Raw genomic sequence first — 18,921 nt, forward strand, 5'->3', positions numbered from 1 at the left:
AGTGCCAAGTGATACACTGTAGGAATGACTGACATTCCTACGAAAATAGAGATCACCGGCAAGGTGGCCTATTCCGACGAAATTACGATCGCTCAGGCGGCCCAGATCATTGCTTATCTCAATGCCGAAGAAGGCGGCACCAATACTGGTGTGGCTGGCTCCGCTCAGCAGCCACCGACTCTTGGCACGCCGAAGCAGGCGAAGTCGAACGGGGTTGAGAACGCCCGCGATGCGCTCGACATCTCCGGAGCCAAGAAGAACCCGGAGAAGATCGTCGCTCTGGGTGCGTACGTTCTGCAGGATGGAGGCGAGACATTCAAGGTTGAGGACGTGAAGACGCAGTTCCGGCGTGCACGCGAGACGGCCCCGGCGAACTTCTCGCGTGACTTGAGCCTGGCGATTTCGTCGGGCTGGATCGCTGAGGGCGATGCTGGTGAGTACTACCTCACCAACAAGGTGGCTGGCATCCTCGATGGAGGATTCGCGTTTCCCAAGCCCTCGAGTCGAGTTGCAAAGAAGAATGGCGGCAAAGCAGGTGGAAAATCCAACCTTCCAGACTCCTTGGCCGACGTCGCAGAATTCCACCCCACCATGGACGGATTCCCGAACTACTCGAAGATGAAGACGGCGAAGGATCGGCTGCTGTGGGTTGTCATCTATATGCGTGACAAGCACTCACGAACCGGTCTGACTAATAAAGAAGTCGAATACATCTCAGATCGCATTGGAACAGGAATTCCGAACGGCCAGATCGGAGGTGCCTTCCGATCCGCCAAGATGCAGGGATACGCCGTGCGGTCCACGCAGGACGACACCATCAAGGTGACCGACGGCGGCGTCGCCTATCTCGCAGCGCTCGGCACCAGCGCGGAGGCATAGGCCTGCGATGACATCGACCGATCCGGTGGCGCTTCGCGTCCAGGGGCTAGACCTCAACATGCAGGCGCTTGTTCTGGCGCTGCTCTCGGCGGACCGCTCAGACGCGGCAACCACTTCCCCGGCAGCGGTGACCGCATTGTTCCATGACTTCGCATTGCCCGCACCGGCCAAGATCGCGAACGTGTTTTCGGCACTGAAGACAAAGAAGTACTTGACGGCACTCCCTGCTAGAGCGACCTACAAAGTCACGCCCAACGGTAGAGCGAAGGTTGCGGAGCTGGTATCCGGGATGGACATGGTCGCGCTGATCGCCGAGGGCGCATCCAACAATGCACCCGTGCTCGGTCAGACGGAGCTCTCGCTCGTGCCCTTTACGTTGGCTCCGCCCGCTCTCGTTCAACCGCTTCGTGGCTTCTTAGACGATCACCCCTTTGATACGAACGTCTTCGGAATGACACGATTTCCGGACGCAAAGGCCGGGACGAAAGATCCGGTCGGGCGAGCACTCGCCGTCGCGAAAGAAGTCTGTGAGGAGTTCGGCCTCGAATTTCATCTGGCGTCCGATCGGGCAATGACTGATGATCTTTGGTCGAATGTCACCGCCCACATGTGGGGCTGTCGCTATGGGATCGGCTTCTTCGAGGACCGCATGGATCGTGGCCTCAACCACAATCTGCTGATTGAAGTTGGGGCGATGATTATGACCGGTCGCCGATGTGCCTTGTTGAAGGATGGCTCGGTTGACAAGATGCCTACCGACTTCATCGGCATGATTTACAAGTCAGTGAACCTGGAAGACGAATCCACCGTGCGCGACCGCGTGAAGGATTGGCTACATGACGACCTACGGATCGGAAAGCTCTAGCGGCTTCTCGCGCCACGCGATCCTTGTGGGTGCTGCGATCGCACTCGCGCGAAACCACGAGCCCTTCCGCCAGCGCGACGATAACTTATAGTGAAATCGCCCGGCCCGCGTAGGAGAGGATCACATCGTCGTGACCGATTATCCGCTGATGTCGCGGCTCGATCTGAACCTCCTGATCGCGCTGGACGCCCTGCTCACCGAGCGCAGCGTGACCCGCGCGGCCGAGCGCCTGCGGCTCAGCCAGCCGGCTCTGAGCGCCTCGCTCTCGCGGCTGCGCATCCATTTCGGCGACCCGATCCTTGCCCGCCGCGGCAACACCTACGAGCTGACGCCGCTGGCGCTGCGGCTGGCCGACCACACCACGATCGCCCTGGAGGCCGCCCGCCGGGTGTTCGAGAGCCAGGCGACCTGGGACCCCTCGGAGTCGGTGCGTCAGTTCGCGATCTACGGCTCCGACTACGGCTTCACGACAATCGGCCGGGTCGTCTCCGAGCTGGCCGCCGCGCAGGCTCCGGGCGTGCATTTCCGCTTCATGCTGCACAACCCGACCGTCGTCGAGGACGCGACCAACCGGCTGCGCTCCGTGGACGGGATGGTCATCCCGCACGGCTTCCTCACCGAGCTGCCGTTCGTCGATCTCTGGCAGGACGACTGGGTCGCGATCGTCGCGGAGGACAACGACGAGGTCGGCGACGCCCTGTCGCGCGAAGAGATGTCGAAGCTGCCCTGGGTGATGAACTACCAGTCGCGCTCGGCCTTCACCTCCGCCGAGCGCCAGGTGCAGCAGCTCGGCATCGAGCCCAACGTGGAGGTCGTGGTCGAGAGCTTCCTGGCCATCCCGCACTTCATCGCGGACACCCGCCGCGTGGGCATCATCCATCGTGCGCTGGTGCCGCTCGCCCAGCGCGCCGGCGCGGTGCGCGTGGTCGGCCTCCCGTTCGCGCCGACGCCGATCGTCAACGCGCTGTGGTGGCACCCGGTGCACACGCACGACCCGGAGCACACCTGGATGCGCAGCCTCTTCGAGGAGGCGGGCCGCATCGTGGCCGCAGGCGAGCACACCTGAGCCGCGCCCTCCCGCCGAGGGGCACGTAAACGCCCCCAAAACGCGGTCTTAGGGGCGTTTACGTGCCCCTCGGCCGGTGTGGAGGGCGAGGCGCGCCCAGAAGTCGGCGAAGAGGACGCGCGTGTCGACGGTGTCGTAGAGCGTCAGCGGCCGCGGGGCGGGATGCGCGGCGTAGCCGCCCGCGTCGTCGATCCAGGGAGCGTCGACGATGCGCGACGCACTCGACTCGGTGGTGATCGCCGTGAACAGCACCGGCGGGCTGTCGCCCATCGGCCAGTTGCCGCCGATGCGGATGAAGTCGGGAGGCGACGTGAAGCGGTCGTAGAGCCACTCGCCGAACTCCCCCGCCGCCCGCAGCCCTACCTCCAGCTCGGCCACCGACATCGCGCACTGCCGGTAGACGTGCTGCGGAACCTGCGCGATCGGCATCCGGCTCTCGTTGAACACGACCTGCGCGGCCGGGATGTCGAGGGCGAGGTTGTACTCCCACGCGCCATCCGGATGGACGCCTCCGCCGATCCAGATCAGCTCGGCGCGGTCGGCGAGCGTCGGGTCCTCGCGTAGCGCCGACGCGACATTGGTGAGCGGTCCGCCGCAGGCGATCACCAGGGGCAGCGGGTCGTCGCGGCGTGACTCCTCGAGCATGAGGAGCGCGCCGGGCGTCGGGCCGTCGAGCTCTGCGAACCCGACCTGCACATCCTCCGCCACAGGCGGCGCGGGGCTGTGCCCGAGGCGGGCGATGAGCTCCTCGGCCACCGCCTTGGCGGGATGGCCGACCTCGTACGGGAGGTCGTCCATCGCGATCGAGGTGCACGTGATGCCCGTGATCACCGCGGCATCGGCGAGCAGGTGGTGCGCGAGCGCGACGAGTCCGTCGGGGTCGCCCGCGAAGTCGTTGTCGACGATCACGCGCAGCTGCGGAGTGACCGGGATGCGGCGGAAGCTCACCAGCGTTCGCCGATCCAATCGACGACCGCGGCCAGCGTGCGCGCGGCGCCGGGGTGCGACGGCTCGTTGATGTGGGCGTGGTCGGCATCCGGCTCGACATGGAGGCTGCCGTCGCGCCCGGCCGCCGTCAGCCGGGCGGCGAACGCGTCCCCTGACGGCCGTAGGGCGTCCTGCTCGCACACGACCACGAGGGTCGGCGGGAAGCCGCCCACCGAGCCCAGCCCCGGGAACGCGTGCGGATCATGCAGGGCGGCGGCCGACCCGGCGAAGTTCAGCGACAGCTGCGCGAACGGCGACTGCGGGTCCGGCGTCGTGCCCGGGTGCGCGCCGTCCGGGTCGAGCGCCGGGTACACCAGCACCAGGCCGGCCGGCACCGCCTCCCCCGCGTCGCGGAGCCGCGCCACGGCGCCCGCGGTCAGGTTGCCTCCCGCGCTCGCGCCGCCGAGCAGCAGGGCGTCGGGCTCGACGCCCAGCAGCTCCGCGCTGTTCGCGCGGGCGAACCTCCACGCGGCGAGCACGTCGTCCGACGGCGCAGGGAAGTGCACATCGCCGAGGCACTTGACGTAGTCGACCGCGAGCACGGGGATGCCGCGCGCGGCGAGCTCCAGCGCCACCCAGTTCGACTCCGGCATGTCGAGGTACCCGCCGATGAACGCGCCGCCGTGCACCCACACCAGCGCGGCGCCGGCGTGCGCGACCGTGTCGTCGCGGTAGAGCCGGGCGGGCTGGGGGCCGCTCGGCGCCTCCACGACCAGGTCGCGCGTGCGCACGTGCGCCAGGCGCGGGAACCGCCGCCGCAGCGACACGGTGTCGATGCCGGGCCGCGGATCGGCCGGCTCGCCGTGCTCGCGCAGCCAGGCCAGCGCCTCCGGCAGGGGCAGGGTGCGGATGTCGAACTCGGTGTCCGTCGCCGCGTTCTCGGTTGTCATGCGCGCACCCTACCGCCCGGCTGTCGTCAGCGAGCGCATGCTCGCCCGGATGAGGTCGTGCTGCTTGCGCACGAGCAGGAGCGGGTCGACCTCCCCCAGTTCGGCGAACGCGTGACCCTCCCACTCGCTCGACCAGTAGCCGCGGTAGCCGCCTTCGACGAACACCCGCACGAGCTCCGGGTAGTCGATCGCGGGCTCCTGGCCGTGCTCGTCGATGTCGTAGAACTTGGCGTGCACGTGCTGGATCTGCGGCATGATGTCCGCCCACTCGCGCGGGTCGACGTGGCCGTGCATGTTGAAGGCCAGGTGCGCGAACGAGCCGAGCCGGCCCGGGTCGAAGCCGCGGCTGTCCAGATAGCCGATGAACTCCTGCTGGCGGTCGCGCATCGACGCATCCGTGGCCCAGATCTCCTGCAGGCGCTGCACCTCCTCGTCGCCCAGCCCGGCGCGGCGAACGGCGCGCAGCAGCGTCGGCGACATGCTGTGCATCGTCGACGAGAAGTCGGCGACGAAGCCGAGCAGCGGCGAGTCGAGCTCGGCGTAGACGTCGCGCACCTTCAGGATCTCGGGTGCGTTCGGTCCCATCGGCGCGTGGATCTCGTACGCGAGCTTGAGGTCGAGGTCTTCGGCGACGGGCAGCAGGCGACGCAGCAGCTCCGGCTTGGCCGACTGGATGCGCACCAGCGGGAAGCCGAGCTTCGCGGCGCCGCGGAACAGCAGCTCGCTGACCTCGAACTCCTCGTCGGGCGTCATGTCGCGGTCGCGTCGCTTGCCCATGTCGAGGTTGGCCCCGAACGAGCTGGCGTCGAACCCGTGCCGGTCGAAGGCCTCCCTCCAGGTCGCGACGAACTCGTCGGACACGACCGGGTAGGTCGGCAGCACCTGCGAGGCGACGATCTCGATGCCCGGGCCGATGCCGAGCTCGGCCACCCGGTCGAGGAGGCCGTCGAAGTCGAACCAGCCTGCGCGGAACTCCGCGCTGGCCGAGTACAGCGTGAGGCCGAGCTTGAATGGGTCCGCGTCGGTCGCCTCCGGCGCCGGCGACACATCGGTGACGAGCGCGGGCGGCGGGGCGTCGTGGTCGGTCGCGGTGAGAGTCAGCCGCTGGTGCACGACGTTCGGGACGTACAGGCCGGGGCCGCCGTCCTCCCCCGGCTTGATCTGCATGTACGGAAGCCGCAGCTCGCCGTGCAGCTCGACCTCGTGCGTCTCGCCCGGCTCGACGGCCGGGTCGCGCCGCACGATCAGCAACGGATGCGACTGCAGGTACCAGAGCACGTCGCTCTGCTGCGGGAGGTCGGCGATGCGGTAGCGCACCCCGTCGAGCTCGAACGCGAGGTCCTCCTCCGGCACCTCTACGCCGTCGAACGTCAGCCGGAACGTCGTGACCGACGACAGCCACAGGCTGCGGTACCAGGGGATGGTGAGGGCGAGGGCGAAGCCCTCCGGGTGGACGCGGAGGCTCGCGTCGTCGATGAGTCCGTTGGGCATGGTCAGTTCCTGTCTGCGAGCGCCGCCGGTGTGGAGGCGGAGGCGGCCGCGCGCTCGGCGGCGATGGTTCGGATGAGGGCGTGCTGCCGGCGCAGCTGGTCGGATGCACGGTAAGGCTCGTGGTGGCCCTCGTACTCGCTCGACAGCCAGCCGGTGTAGCCGGAGTCGACGACGACGTCGATGATCTCCCGCCAGGGGATGTAGTGGTCGACGAGGTCGTCGTCCACCTCGTAGAACTTGGCCTGGAAGTACACGGTGTGCTCCATCACGTCGGCCAGGTCGGACACCGGCACGAAGGGCACGTCGGGCGGCATCGCTCCCCCGTCGCCCATGCGGAAGGCGGCGCTTCCGCCGCGCCGCTGATAGCGCTGCACGTCGAAGACGCCGGTGTCGATCAGCAGGCCGAACTGCGAGGTGCCGGTGCGCTCCTTGAACTCCAGGTACTCCTCGACCACCGGGGACTTGATGACTGTCGGCCAGTGGATCTCGGGGCAGATGACGATGCCGAGCTCTTCCGCGAGCTCGAGGTTGCGCTCGACGGCCTCCTGCCAGATCGGGTCGACCCGGAGGTCGCCGGAGATCACGCCGATCTTCGGCCGCACGAACGAGAAGCCGAGCCGTCCGGCCAGCCGCAGGTCGAGCTCGAGCTGGGCGGCTCCCTCCGCCGCGGTCATCGTGCGGCCCGGGAACCGGCGGGTGTCGATCCACGAGCCGTACAGGGTCGGGGTGAGGCCGAGACGCTCGTTGCGGGCGAACCAGGCGTCGATCCACGCGGTGGAGGGGTTCGGGTAGTCCGCGATGTGGCCCTCGCCGAGGATCTCGAGCCCGGTCGCGCCGAGGTCCGCGACATCCTCGATGCAGTCCTCGACCGTCATCGTGACGCCGATGTCTTCGGTGTAGCTGTACAGAGAGACGCCCAGGCCGAACGGAAGCGCGTTCATCGGACGATCACCGCCTTCCGGCTCGTGGTCCAGATCGAGGGCTGGAGCTCTTCGGGGATGTACGACATGCGCAGGCGCAGCTCGAGAGTCACGTCGTGGATGCCGCGGGCGAGCCCGCCGGGCTTGGGCACCGTGAGCACGGCCGGCGCGTCCATCGGCCAGCGGGCGTCGGGCGACCGCTGCAGCTCGTCGAACTTGTACTCTCCCGTCGGAAGGGTCCAGACGATGTCGTCTCCGCCGAACTCCTCGCCGTCGACGGTCACCGTCGGTTTCTCGATCAGGTTGCCCCAGAGCCCGCGGTAGTACGGGCTCCGGACGCGCAGCTGGAACCCCGTGGGGTCGTCGTCCGATCCGACGTTGCGGAACCCGGCAGCCTGGATCAGCTGTTCTTCGAGCATGTCGTCCTTCCTTTCAGTTCGTTCGGCGGTCAGTTCGTTCGGGTGGCAGCCTCGGGCACAGCGGTCAGTCGCCGTGCCGCCTCGCGCGCGCCGCGCACGGCGATCGCGACGCTCATCAGCGTGGGATTCATCGTGGTGGCGGTCGGGATGAGCGCGTTGCCGCCGACGACGAGGTTCTCGTAGCCCCACACGCGCGAGTAGGGGTCTGCCACCGAGGTGCCGTCGTCGTCCGGGCCGAGCCGCATGGTGCCCTGGTAGTGGAGGCTGGAGCCGTTCGGCAGCAGCCGCGGCTCGGCGACGAACGTGCCGAGCGCGTTCCCGGCCCGGCGCAAGCGCTCCGTGCCCTCCGCGATCTCGGCCTGCTCGCCGTCGGTGAGCGCGTAGGTGATGGTGAGGTTGGGGAAGCCGCGGTAGTCGAGTTCGTCGTCGTCGAAGGTGACGGCGTCGTCGAAGCGCGGCTGCTTGCGCATCCCGTAGCCCATGTTGACGTAGCCCCACCGGTTGCCGGCAGCCGGGTGCCCCGGATCGAGCTGGAATGGCGGGTTCTCCGCGTACATCACCTGCAGCGAGAACGGGTGGTCGGGCTCCGAGAACGGGATGCGGTTGACGGCTGCGACCGGGTCGGCCGGGTTCGTCGCACGGCGGGCGAGCTCCTGATCGAGCTCCTCCTCGGTGGCGAACCGGCTCATGCTCGCGGCGTCGAGGGCGACGGTCGAGATCACCACCGGGTGCTCGGTGAGGTAGTGGCCGAGGGCCCGTGGGCGGATGCCCGACGCCCACAGCAACTGAGGAGAGCGGAACGCGTCGGCGGCGACGACGACGAGGTCGGCCTCCACCGTGTAGACCTCGTGACTGCGGAGGTCCTCGACCGTGACCCCGGTGACCCGGCCGTCGGTGTGGTCGATGTGGCGGACGAGGGAGAGGTCGCGCAGCTCGAAGCGCTCGGCGAGCGCGTTCTCGGGGTCGAGCAACGGCCCGAGCACGACGTCGGCGCCCGCCCAGCGCATGGTGCCGTCGGTCTGGGGGTCGCCCGACACCGGCAGCGTGCCGGGGCCGAAGCCCTCGGGCAGCTCGTCCGCGAACTCCTCGGCGAGCAGCGACCGGATGGCCGACCCGATCTCGGAGTCGGCGAACGCGGCCGTCTGCACGTGCAGCAGCCGGGACGCCTCGGCGACCAGCTCCTCCCACTCGGCGTCGGCGATGAACGGGATGCGCTCGCTGAACGACGGGCTCGGCGTCGCGCAGGTCCAGTGCGCGCCCATGCCGCCGACGTTGGTGGAGGCCGCGGCGGCCGGGAAGGTCGGCGTGTGCGCGGAGCCGTCGCCGCCGAAGTCGAGCAGGTGCGTGCCGCCGCGGGCGGTGAACATGCCCTCCACGACCACCGCGGACGGGATGCCCAGCGACTCGCGGAACGCTCCGGCCTGCGGGCCCTGCGACCGCTCGCGCGCCCGCTCCTTCTCCTCCGGGTCGGGGATGTTGCGGACGTTCTCGCCGGCGATGGCGGTCAGTTGAGGGCCGGCCTCGAACAGGACGACGCGCGCGTCGGGCACCGCCTCCAGCAAGAGGCGGGCGTAGGCGGAGCCGATGGGCCCGCTGCCGACGACGGCGATGGTCCGAGTGGTGTTCATGGTGCTCTCCTGTGGGTCGGAGCTCAGTGCTCAGGCGGCGGGGATGGACTCGGTCGCGGCCTCGCGGAGCGGGACGGGATCGTCGGACAGTCGGCTGTTCGGCAGCAGGATCGACGCGACCACCCCGACGAGGTAGGTCGCCGCGAGAGCTACGAAGATCGGGACGAAGACGCCCTGATAGACCTGGGCGATCTGCTGCTGCGCGGCAGCGCTCTGAGCGTGGACGAGGGCCGGGGTGAGTGTCGCCGGGTCGAGCCCGGCGGGCAACAGCGCGACGACGGTCGCGCCGATGACGCCGCCGACGAGCGCCGTGGCGACCGTCGCCCCGACCTGGCGGACGAGATTGACGCTCGCGGTGATCGCGCCGGTCTCCGAGCGCGGCACCGCGCTCTGCACGACCGCGACGATCAGGCTCATGAAGGCGCCCGTCCCGAGGCCGACGACCGCCATCGCGATGGTGGGAGCCCAGAGCGGCGCGCCGAGCGGCAGCAGGGCCATGGCGCCGAGTCCGGCGGCGCCGAGCGCGGTGCCGACCAGCGGGTAGACGCGGTAGTGGCCGGTGCGGCTCACCAGCCAGCCGGTGGCGAGGTTGCTGACCAGCATCCCGAACACCGTCGCGATCGGCACCAGCCCGGAGACCGTCGCGCTCGTGCGGTACGCCATCTGGAAGTAGGTGGGCAGGTAGGAGGTGATCGAGAACAGGCCGATGCCGACGATCGCGGAGATCACGGTTCCGGTGGCGACTGTGCGGTCGCGGAAGTGGCCGAGCGGCACGAGCGGCTCGTCGACCCGCAGTTCGACGACGAAGAAGACGACGAACGCGATGGCGGCGACGGCGAACGCGACGATGGTGGCGAGGGTCTGCGTGCGGTCGCCGATCCAGGTCACCGCCAGCACGAGGGCGACCAGCCCGATCGTGAGCGCTATGGCGCCGGCGACGTCGAACCTCCCGGACCGGCCCGGCTCGATGTGCGGCACGGCGACGATCGCGAGCGTGAGCGCGACGAGCCCGACCGGAGCGTTGATCCAGAAGACCCACGGCCAGCCCCAGTAGTCGGTGATGACGCCGCCGAGCACCGGCCCGATCAGGATCGCCACAGGGAAGGCCGCGCCGATGATCGCCATGAACTTCGGCCGCTGCCGTGGGGTCGTCGCCTCGGCGATGATCGTCTGCGACATCAGCTGGAGGCCGGCCGAGCTCATCCCCTGTACTACGCGGGCGACGATCAGCCAGACGATCCCGTTCGCGAAGCCGCACGCGATCGACGTGACGATGAACACGACGACGGAGGCCAGGAACACCGAGCGCGGGCCGATCCGGTCGCCGAGCTTGCCGAGCACGGGCAGCAGGACCGTGCTGGCGAGCGTGTAGCCCACGACGATCCAGCTCATGTGCTCGAGCGCTCCGAGCTGGCCGGCGACCGTCGCGATCGCGGTGCTGACGACGGTGTTGTCGAGCGCGCCGAGGAACGACACGACGAGGAGGGAGGTGACGAGGAGGCGGAACCTCAGTGGCGAGAGCGGCATACGCGAGACCCGAACGATCGGGTGATCGACGCGACGGTTTGTGCCCTCGCCGCAACGTCACGGTGAGGAACGGGCGCAAGGCCCCGACGTCATAGTTAGTCTATGACGTTCTTAGGTTGTTTTTCAACCTAAGTGGATGGATCTGTTACTAGATTGGGCACCATGTCGACCCCGTCATCACCGCTGGCCCCCGAATACCTGTTCTCGTGCGACGGCCAGGTGGCCGTCGTGACCGGAGCAGCCTCCGGCATCGGCGCCGCGGCCGCCGAGGCGCTCGGCGCGGCCGGCGCGCGTGTGCTCGTCGTCGGCCTCCCCGGTGCGGCGACGACAGCGGCCGCCGAACGCCTGGCAGACCTCGGCATCGCGGCCGCGGCGTTCGAGTGCGATGTGACCGACGCGACGGCGGCCTCCGGCATCGTCGGCGCCGCCGTCGACCGCTGGGGCCGCATCGACACCGTGCTCTGCAACGCCGGCGCGGCGCTCGACTCTCCCGGCGGCCGCACGACTCCGGATGCTCTCACGAGGATGTTCGACCTCCACGTTCGGTCGGTCCTGGCCCTGGCCGACGAGTCCCTGCCGGTCATGGCGTCCGGAGGCGGCGGTGCGTTCCTGATCCTGTCGAGCATCGCCGGCCTCCGCGGCAACCGGGTGCTGTCGGGCTACGGCGTCACGAAGGCGGCGAACGCGCAGGTCGCCCGCAACCTGGCGATCCAGTGGGGAGGGCAGGGTATCCGCGCCAACGCGATCTCGCCCGGTGTGATCGACACCGAGTTCGCGCGCCCGATCACGGGCGACGAGGCGCTGGCGGAGGCCCGCCGCGCGGTCACCCCGCTCGGCCGTTTCGGCACCGTGCGGGAGGTCGCCGGCGCCGTGGTCTGGCTGGCGAGCCCCGCCGGCGCCTTCGTCTCCGGCCAGAACATCGTCATCGACGGCGGCACCCTCGTCGCCGACTAGCGCCGCCCTCCCGCCGAAGGCGCGGCGCTTTCGTCGATTGTTGACAGAAGTGCGCCCGAGTGAGTAAGGTCATCGACTACACAGGCGGGGTGAGGGCGCCCGGCATCACGGCCGGCAGCGAATAATCCCCCTCGGCGCCTCCAGCGCGCCGGGCGAGCACGAGGACTCACGCGTCCCGCTTGTGCATGCCTCCAGCGGGGTCGCGGCCCATTTCCGGAGCCGAGAATGACCATCTCCACCACGCCGTCGGCGTGCCCCTTCAGCGATCCCGAGCGGCTCTTCGCCGACCTCGAGGCGACGCGGCGCGCAGGCGGGGCGCCGCCCTCCGAGACTTTCGGTGGGGCCCGCGTCTTCACCGGCTACGACGACATCGTCGCCGCCCTCCACGACCCCGTGACGTTCTCGTCGCAGCCGACGGTCGGCACCGTCCCGTCGCCGTGGCGCGAACAGTTCGAGGGATGCGTTCCCAGCCGCGGCACGCTGCTCGGCATCGACAACCCCGACCACGACCGGCTGAGGTCGAGCGTCAACACCTTCTTCATGCCCAGGAGGCTCGCCCGGTTCGAGCCCTGGATCCGCGAGGAGGCGCACCGGCTCGTCGACGGCTTCGCCGAGCGCGGGGAGGCCGACCTCAAGACCGTGTTCGCCCTCCCGTTGCCGCTACGGGTCGTCAGCCGCATCGTCGGCCTCGACCCCGAGCGCGCGGACTGGGTCGGCGAGGCGCTCGGCTTCTTCCTGGGCCCTCGCGACATCTACCACCCGGGTACGCCCGACGAGAAGGCGGCCAAGCTGCTCGACCTCCACGATCACCTCCGCGAGCTCATGGAGCAGCGCCGCCACGACCGCCGCGACGACCTCATCAGCCACATCTGGGAGCAGCGCGACAGCGGCGCTGTGCAGCTGACCGACTTCGAGATGCTCTCGATGTTCCCGGGGCTGATGCTGGCGGGGCACGAGACGTCGTCGAACCTGATCTGCATCGCGCTCTCCCACTTCTTGGCCGACGCCGAGCTGTACGACCGGGTGCAACGCGACGACTCGTCGCGAGCGCAGGCATTGGAGGAGATCTTCCGGTTCGAGTCCGCCATCACAGGTATGAAGCGGCTCGTGACGCGCGACACGCGCCTGGGCGGCGTGCCGCTGCGCGCCGGCGAGGAGGTCTTCCTCGCGTACGCCGCCGGCTCCCGCGACCCCGGCCGCTTCGACGAGCCCACCCGGATCGACGTCGACCGCACCTGGGAGTCGCCGCACCTCGGGTTCGGGCAGGGCGTCCACGCCTGCCTCGGCGCGCCGCTCGCGCGGCTGCTGCTGCGTGTGGAGCTCGGCGTGCTCCATGAGCGCCTCCCCGACCTCCGGCTCGCCGTGCCGGAGCCGGAGCTGCGGCACACGGTCGTCTCCGAGGGGCGCGGGCTCGTCTCGCTACCGCTGGCGTGGACGCCGACGCCGGCGCCCGCGCGCCGGAGCGCCGTGGCCGCAGGCGCAGCGGCTCCGGAGTCGCTGCCCGTGAGGGTGAGCGACCGCCGCGAGGTGGTCCCCGGCGTCGTCGAGCTCACCCTCGTCGCCGACGGCGGCAGCCTCCCGTCATGGCGGCCCGGAGCGCACATCGACCTGGAACTGCCGAACGGCCTCGTGCGTCAGTACTCGCTCGCGGGAGAGCCCGGGGAGGCCGGGTACCGGGTGGCAATCCTGCGGGAGGCCGCCGGACGCGGCGGTTCCGTGGCGGCGCACGAACAGGTCGCGGTCGGCGACCGGCTGCGGATCCGCGGCCCGCGCAACCACTTCGCGCCGCGGCCGGCACCGTTCTCGCTGTTCCTCGCCGGTGGCATCGGCGTCACGCCGCTGCTGCCGATGGTCGCGGAGGCCGAGACGGCCGGCACCCCGTGGCGGCTGCTGTACCTCGGGCGCTCGCGCGAGACGATGGCCTACGCGGACGACCTCGAAGAGCGCTACGGCTCGAACGTCTACCTGTGGCCCAGCGGCGAGCGCGGACGCTACGACGTCGATGATCTGTGGAAGCGCCTCCCCGCGGGTGGCCTGGTCTACGCGTGCGGACCCGAGGAGCTGCTGCTCGCCGTCGAGGAGTCGGCACGCCGGGCAGGCCGGGCCGACAGCGTCGTGGCCGAGCGCTTCGCGCCCCGGGCTGTGTCGGCTCTCCCGAATCGCCCCTTCGACATCGAGCTGCGCCGCACCGGGACCACCGTGCGTGTCGCGGCCGACGAGTCCGCGCTCGATGCCGTCAACCGCGCGGGCGCGAACGTGCTCTCGACCTGCCGGGAGGGCACCTGCGGCACCTGCGAGGTGCGCGTGCTGGCAGGGACTCCCGAGCATCGCGACTCGGTGCTCGGCCTGGAGGAACGGCTCGCCGGCGACACGATGATGACCTGCGTCTCCCGATGCGTCGGCGAGCGGCTCGTGCTCGACCTCTGACCCACAGATTTGCCCCAAATGTCGTCTCTGAGCCGCTCAATGACGACATTTGCCGCAAATGTCCCGGGAGCACGCCGGTGTCGTCAGAGCCCGGCGCGCTCGTACGCGACGCTCGGGATCTGCGTCGCGAACTTGCCGCCCGAGACGTCGACGAGCGTGCCGGTGATGTAACCGGCATAGTCGCTCGCGAGGAAGCAGACCAGGTCGGCGACGTCCTCCGGCCGCTCCCAGCGCCGCAGCGACAGGGTGTCGAGGAGGCGCTCCTGGCGTGCCTCCGGGAGGTCGGCGAAGCCGTTCATCGCGGTCGGGATCATGCCGGGCGCGTACGCGTTGACGGTGATGTTCCACGGGCCGAGTTCCGATGCGAGCACGCGCGTGAACTGCACGACGGCAGCCTTGGAGGCTCCGTAGGCCGCCGCTCCCACGCTCGGGACGACCGCCGCGAACGAGGCGGCGTTGATGATGCGGCCGCGCCCGACCCGCTTCATCGAGGGGATCACGGCCTGCGACAGCGCGAAGACCCCGAAGACGTTGACGTCGAAGGCGGCGCGCCAGCGCTCGGGGGCGAGCGCCTCGACCTCCCCCTCGACGTTGATGCCCGCGTTGTTCACGAGCACGTCGATGCGGCCGAACTCGGCCTCGACGGCCGCGATCGCGGCCTGGACGGACGCGATGTCCGTGACGTCGCAGGAAAGGCTTCGGACGCCGGGCAGCTCGTCGCCGAACGCCAGATCGAGCGCGACCACGGTGGCGTTCTCGGCGACGAACCGCTCTACGATCCCGCGCCCGATGCCGCGGCCTCCGCCGCTGACGACGACCACCTGGCCGGCGAAGTCGATGAGCATGTGACCTCCAAAAGTCATACTATTGGCGACAGCGTAGCGAGAAGCGGGAGGTTCGCGATGGTTTCGCACGATGAGCGCCGGGTGGCCTGGATCACGGGGGCGGGCTCGGGCATGGGCCGCGCGACCGCCGTCGAGGCGGCGCGGTTGGGCTGGCGCGTGGCGCTCACCGGGCGTCGCGAGGCCGCACTGGAGGCCACGGCCGAGGCGGTGCGCGCCGCCGGCGGCGACGCCCTCGTCGCGACGGGCGACGCCTCGAACGACGACGACATCCGCTCCGCGCTCTCGGTCATCGACGCCGCCTGGGGCCGCGTCGACGCACTCGTGCTCGCGGCCGGCCTCAACGCGCCGGAGCGCCGCTGGAGCGACCAGGACCTCCCGAGCTTCGACGAGATCGTGCGCACCAATCTGGTGGGCCCGGCGCACGTGGTCGCCGCGGCACTGCCGCACCTGCGGCAGGCCGGCGGAGTGGTCGTCTTCGTCTCCTCGTACGCGGCGTGGGCCTTCAACCCGATCGCGGGCGTCGCCTACAGCGCGAGCAAGTCCGGGCTGTCGGCGCTGAGCCGCACCCTCAACGCACAGGAGGCCGCGCACGGCGTGCGGTCCTGCCACTTCTGCCCGGGCGATGTGAACACCGATTTCCTCGAGCGGCGCCCGCAGGTGCCGGGGCCCGACGCGCGCGCGGCGATGCTCCAGGCGGACGAGGTGGCGCGAGCGATCGCGTTCGTGCTCGACTCCCCCGCGCACGTGCGGTTCGACGAGGTGGTCGTATCGCCGGTTTCGCAGCTATGAGCGCTGCCGCACGCGCCTCCACCGACGGCGGCCGCGCGTACCGGCGCGTGCTCGACCGGCTCGGCCGCGCGGTGATCTCCGGCGACCTCCCGCCGGGCCGCGTCATCACCGTCGAGTGGGCGATGGAGCAGACCGGCGCCTCCCGCGGCGTGGTGCGCGAGGCGACGCGCGTGCTGGTCTCGATCGGCCTCCTGGTGGCTCGCCAGCGGGTGGGACTCACCGTGACAGCGGGCACCGAGTGGGACGCGCTCGACGGCGACGTCGTGCGCTGGCGGCTCGACTCCGCCGACCGGGAGGCCCATATCGCCGAGCTGCTCGAGCTGCGCCTCGCCGTCGAACCCGCGGCGGCCCGCTCCGCCGCGACCCGCCGGAGCGACGAGGAGGCGGCCGCTCTGGCCGCTGCCGCAGCCGATCTGGAGGTCGCGGCCGCGCGCCGTGACGCGACCGCCTTCTTCGAGGCCGATCAGGCGCTCCACGGCCTCGTGATCGCGGCGAGCCGCAACCGTCTGTTCGTCCGCCTCCAATCGGTGCTGCGGGAGGCGCTGCGCGAACGCACGCCGCACGCGCCGGTCCGCTGGCGCGACGCCCCGGCCGACGTGCGCCTGCACGCCGAGCTCGCGGCGGCCATCGCCCGCCGCGACGCGCCCGCGGCCGGCGACCTCATGTCCCGCATCGTGCGCGGTGCCTAGCCCGCGACTCCCCAGCACGAAGCGATTTGCGCCGAATGTCGTCTCTCAGCCGCGAGAGACGCCATTCGGCGCAAATGGCGCTGCTACTTCAGCGCGTTGATGATCCCGTTGACGTCCGGCGTGCCCCACCCGGTCGGGCGGTCCCAGCCGGCGGTGGCGGAGAAGCCTCCGCTGAACGTCGGGGTCGTGTTGTCGCCGACCGTCACGTCGTAGAGCAGGCCCTTCGAGGCCCAGCCCTGCGCGTACCGGCTGACGGTGCCGACGGTGTGACCGACGGCCTGGATGGCGTCGGCCGTGATCGCCGCCCACTGCGGGGAGCCGGCCGAGGTGCCACCGACGAAGTAGAACCCGTTATCGGCGGGGTCCATGTAGCCGAGGTACGTCAGCATACCGGTGTAGACGCTGGCGTTGTACGACACGTCGGAACCGCCCTTCGCCGTGAACAGGCTCGGTGCGCCCCCGGTCTCGCCGACGACGCCGAACGCACAGGTCAGCGGGCAGTTCGAGAAGTCGCCCCACACGGTCTCGCGCGGCTGGTTCAGACCGCTTCCGGCCCACAGGTCGGTACCGCCGACCGCGGTGACCGTCGGCTCGGAGGCCGGGAACGCGAAGTTCGCGAAGCCGGCGCCGTTGTCGGAGCCGTCATCGCCCGACGATGCGAAGAGCGACATCCCCTGCCCGACGGCCTTCTGGAACGACTTGCGGGCCTGGTTGGCCTGGCCGTTGTTCGCGTTCGCCGAAGAGATCAGGTTGTCCGACTCGCCGAAGCTCATCGAGAGCACGTTGCCGAGCTTGTTGTCGACCGCGTACTTGATCGCGTTGTCGATGGTGGCGCCGTGGTCGTTCGCCGCGATCACCAGGGCGATCTTCGCTCCCGGCGCGACGGCGTGCGCCCACTGCACGTCGAGGGAGGTCTCGCCCGCCCAGTCCGCCTGTGTGCCGCGACCGTTCCAGGTCGGCTTGCCTCCCGGGTAGTAGACCGTCAGCTGAGGCGCGGGGAGGCCGAACGCGGCCGAGAACGTCGCGAGGTCGGAGGCCACGGTCGGGCTCCCGAACGCGTCGACGATGACGACGGTCTGACCGGTGCCGGCCGGGACGCCGTTGATCGTGGCGGGGATGTCGTAGGCGGCCTGGATGCTCTGCGGCGTCTGGCACGCGACGCGTCCGGCCGTCTGCGCCAGGCATTCGGCCGGCGTCAGCGCCGGTGTGATCGCCTTCGCCGACAGCGTGGCCTTCTCGAGGATGGGATGCACCGTGTAGACCCCGCTGGTGTCGGGGCTGGCTGCGGATGCGGGTGCCGTGACAGCGACCGCGAGGGTGGCGGCGCCGGCCAAGGCGAGTGCGACTGAGACGAACGACCTGGATTTCATGGTGCTCCTTCTGCCACGCCACCGCTTCGTCGCGGCGGCCTGAGCGGAACAGTACGCCGGAGCGATCCCGCAGCGGAAGTCGGCAGTCTGAAGGACCGTTCAGCCCGCCGGAGACGCTCGCCGCGGTCCTCGCATCCCGCCCGCGCACCCGTCAGAATGAGCGCATGGCGCAGGTCTCGGATGAAGCCGAAAACAGTCGAATCACTCAGTCCGAGACCGGCTCGGAGGCCTGGCGCGACTGGGGCCCGTACGTCGCCGAACGCGCTTGGGGCACCGTCCGCGAGGACTACAGCGCCGACGGCGACGCGTGGGAGTTCTTCCCGCACGACCATGCCCGGAGCCGCGCGTTCCGCTGGAACGAGGACGGCATGGCCGCCTTCTGCGACGTGAAACAGACCTGGTGCCTCGGGCTGTCGCTGTGGAACGGGCGCGACCCGATCCTCAAGGAGCGGATGTTCGGCCTCGCCGGCCCGCAGGGCAACCACGGGGAGGACGTCAAGGAGTACTGGTGGTACCTCGACGGCACCCCCACGCACAGCTGGAACACCTGGCGCTACCACTATCCGCAGGCCGAGTATCCGTACGCAGACCTCATCGCCACCAACGCAGGCCGCGGCCGACTCGAGCCCGAGTACGAGCTCGTCGACACGGGCGCGTTCGACGACGACCGCTACTGGGTGGTCACGGTCGACTACGCCAAGGACGGCCCCCACGACCTCCTGATGCGCATCACCGTCGAGAACGCCGGGCCGGAGACCGCCACGCTGCACGTGCTGCCGACGCTCTGGTTCCGCAACACCTGGTCGTGGGGCTACGACGTGCAGAAGCCGTCGCTGCGGCTCGACGGCGAGCGCATCGTCGGGGCCGGGCCGTCCGGAGGGCTGGCCCTGCGCGGAGAGGGCGCGCCGGAGGCGCTGTTCTGCGACAACGAGACGAACACCGCGCGGCTGTTCGGCGCGAGCGCCGACGACTCCCCCGCGTACCCGAAGGACGGGATCGACGACCACATCGTCGGCGGCGCCGAGACCGTGAATCCGGCCCAGACCGGCACCAAGGCCGCCCTCCACTACGCGGTCGAGCTCGGCCCGGGCGAGAGCCGCGTGATCCGGGTGCGGCTGAGCGGCACCGCGGGCGCTCCCGCGCCTCTCGACGCCCAGGACCTCGGCGACGGCTTC

The 18,921-nt window shown here is 70.1% G+C and carries 16 protein-coding genes and 1 pseudogene; 8 read left to right on the forward strand and 9 right to left on the reverse strand.

Going from position 1 to position 18,921, the window contains the following annotated elements; all coding sequences use genetic code 11:
- The first annotated feature begins 24 nt into the window (after positions 1–24).
- From AC0HS0_RS10720 to AC0HS0_RS10730, 3 genes are all read left to right on the forward strand, one after another.
- Positions 25–879 (forward strand): hypothetical protein, encoded by an 855-nt coding sequence (locus AC0HS0_RS10720; RefSeq protein WP_472963931.1) that lies wholly within the window; start codon positions 25–27, stop codon positions 877–879.
- Between the two features lie 7 nt (positions 880–886).
- Positions 887–1,744: a hypothetical protein gene (locus tag AC0HS0_RS10725; protein WP_472963932.1), complete on the forward strand. Its 858-nt coding sequence runs from the start codon at positions 887–889 to the stop codon at positions 1,742–1,744.
- Positions 1,745–1,874: 130 nt separating this feature from the next.
- On the forward strand, positions 1,875–2,810 hold the full coding sequence (locus tag AC0HS0_RS10730; RefSeq protein ID WP_472963934.1) for a LysR family transcriptional regulator: 936 nt from the start codon (positions 1,875–1,877) through the stop codon (positions 2,808–2,810).
- 48 nt (positions 2,811–2,858) lie between these two features.
- Here the strand turns inward: AC0HS0_RS10730 and AC0HS0_RS10735 are convergent, their stop codons facing one another.
- The 7 genes from AC0HS0_RS10735 to AC0HS0_RS10765 are packed head-to-tail and all read right to left on the reverse strand — an operon-like array spanning position 2,859 to position 10,672.
- Complete coding sequence (locus AC0HS0_RS10735; protein ID WP_472963936.1) at positions 2,859–3,758, reverse strand: nucleoside hydrolase; 900 nt, start codon at positions 3,756–3,758, stop codon at positions 2,859–2,861.
- Positions 3,755–4,687 (reverse strand): alpha/beta hydrolase, encoded by a 933-nt coding sequence (locus AC0HS0_RS10740; protein WP_472963937.1) that lies wholly within the window; start codon positions 4,685–4,687, stop codon positions 3,755–3,757. Before AC0HS0_RS10740 ends, AC0HS0_RS10735 begins: the two co-directional genes overlap by 4 nt.
- 9 nt (positions 4,688–4,696) lie before the next feature.
- Positions 4,697–6,178, reverse strand: a complete 1,482-nt coding sequence (locus AC0HS0_RS10745) for a C-glycoside deglycosidase beta subunit domain-containing protein (RefSeq protein WP_472963939.1) — start codon at positions 6,176–6,178, stop codon at positions 4,697–4,699.
- Positions 6,179–6,180: 2 nt separating this feature from the next.
- Positions 6,181–7,119 carry a sugar phosphate isomerase/epimerase family protein gene (locus AC0HS0_RS10750; RefSeq protein WP_472963941.1) on the reverse strand — a complete coding sequence of 313 codons (939 nt, stop codon included), beginning with the start codon at positions 7,117–7,119 and terminating at the stop codon, positions 6,181–6,183.
- Complete coding sequence (locus AC0HS0_RS10755; RefSeq protein WP_472963943.1) at positions 7,116–7,517, reverse strand: C-glycoside deglycosidase beta subunit domain-containing protein; 402 nt, start codon at positions 7,515–7,517, stop codon at positions 7,116–7,118. Before AC0HS0_RS10755 ends, AC0HS0_RS10750 begins: the two co-directional genes overlap by 4 nt.
- A 29-nt stretch (positions 7,518–7,546) precedes the next feature.
- Positions 7,547–9,145, reverse strand: a complete 1,599-nt coding sequence (locus AC0HS0_RS10760) for a GMC oxidoreductase (protein WP_472963945.1) — start codon at positions 9,143–9,145, stop codon at positions 7,547–7,549.
- A 30-nt stretch (positions 9,146–9,175) separates the two neighbouring features.
- Positions 9,176–10,672 (reverse strand): MDR family MFS transporter, encoded by a 1,497-nt coding sequence (locus AC0HS0_RS10765; protein WP_472963947.1) that lies wholly within the window; start codon positions 10,670–10,672, stop codon positions 9,176–9,178.
- A 162-nt stretch (positions 10,673–10,834) separates the two neighbouring features.
- Between AC0HS0_RS10765 and AC0HS0_RS10770 the strand changes: the two genes are divergently transcribed.
- Both AC0HS0_RS10770 and AC0HS0_RS10775 read left to right on the forward strand, forming a co-directional pair.
- Positions 10,835–11,626, forward strand: coding sequence for an SDR family NAD(P)-dependent oxidoreductase (locus AC0HS0_RS10770; protein ID WP_472963949.1), 792 nt, complete (start codon positions 10,835–10,837; stop codon positions 11,624–11,626).
- Positions 11,627–11,851: 225 nt separating this feature from the next.
- Positions 11,852–14,053, forward strand: coding sequence for a cytochrome P450 (locus tag AC0HS0_RS10775; protein ID WP_472963950.1), 2,202 nt, complete (start codon positions 11,852–11,854; stop codon positions 14,051–14,053).
- 83 nt (positions 14,054–14,136) lie between these two features.
- Here the strand turns inward: AC0HS0_RS10775 and AC0HS0_RS10780 are convergent, their stop codons facing one another.
- A complete protein-coding gene (locus tag AC0HS0_RS10780) occupies positions 14,137–14,898 on the reverse strand; it encodes an SDR family NAD(P)-dependent oxidoreductase (RefSeq protein ID WP_472963951.1) in 762 nt (253 codons plus the stop codon).
- A gap of 57 nt (positions 14,899–14,955) precedes the next feature.
- Between AC0HS0_RS10780 and AC0HS0_RS10785 the strand changes: the two genes are divergently transcribed.
- Both AC0HS0_RS10785 and AC0HS0_RS10790 read left to right on the forward strand, forming a co-directional pair.
- A complete protein-coding gene (locus AC0HS0_RS10785; protein ID WP_472963952.1) occupies positions 14,956–15,687 on the forward strand; it encodes an SDR family oxidoreductase in 732 nt (243 codons plus the stop codon).
- Positions 15,684–16,376, forward strand: coding sequence for a FadR/GntR family transcriptional regulator (locus AC0HS0_RS10790; protein ID WP_472963953.1), 693 nt, complete (start codon positions 15,684–15,686; stop codon positions 16,374–16,376). Before AC0HS0_RS10785 ends, AC0HS0_RS10790 begins: the two co-directional genes overlap by 4 nt.
- Positions 16,377–16,459: 83 nt before the next feature.
- Here AC0HS0_RS10790 and AC0HS0_RS10795 read toward each other — a convergent pair whose 3' ends face one another.
- Positions 16,460–17,746, reverse strand: a complete 1,287-nt coding sequence (locus tag AC0HS0_RS10795) for a S53 family peptidase (RefSeq protein ID WP_472963954.1) — start codon at positions 17,744–17,746, stop codon at positions 16,460–16,462.
- A gap of 164 nt (positions 17,747–17,910) precedes the next feature.
- Here AC0HS0_RS10795 and AC0HS0_RS10800 point away from each other — a divergent pair.
- A pseudogene (locus AC0HS0_RS10800) lies at positions 17,911–18,921 on the forward strand (MGH1-like glycoside hydrolase domain-containing protein); the annotation flags it as partial.

It is taken from the genome of Leifsonia sp. PARNA 1/14, from assembly GCF_055720965.1.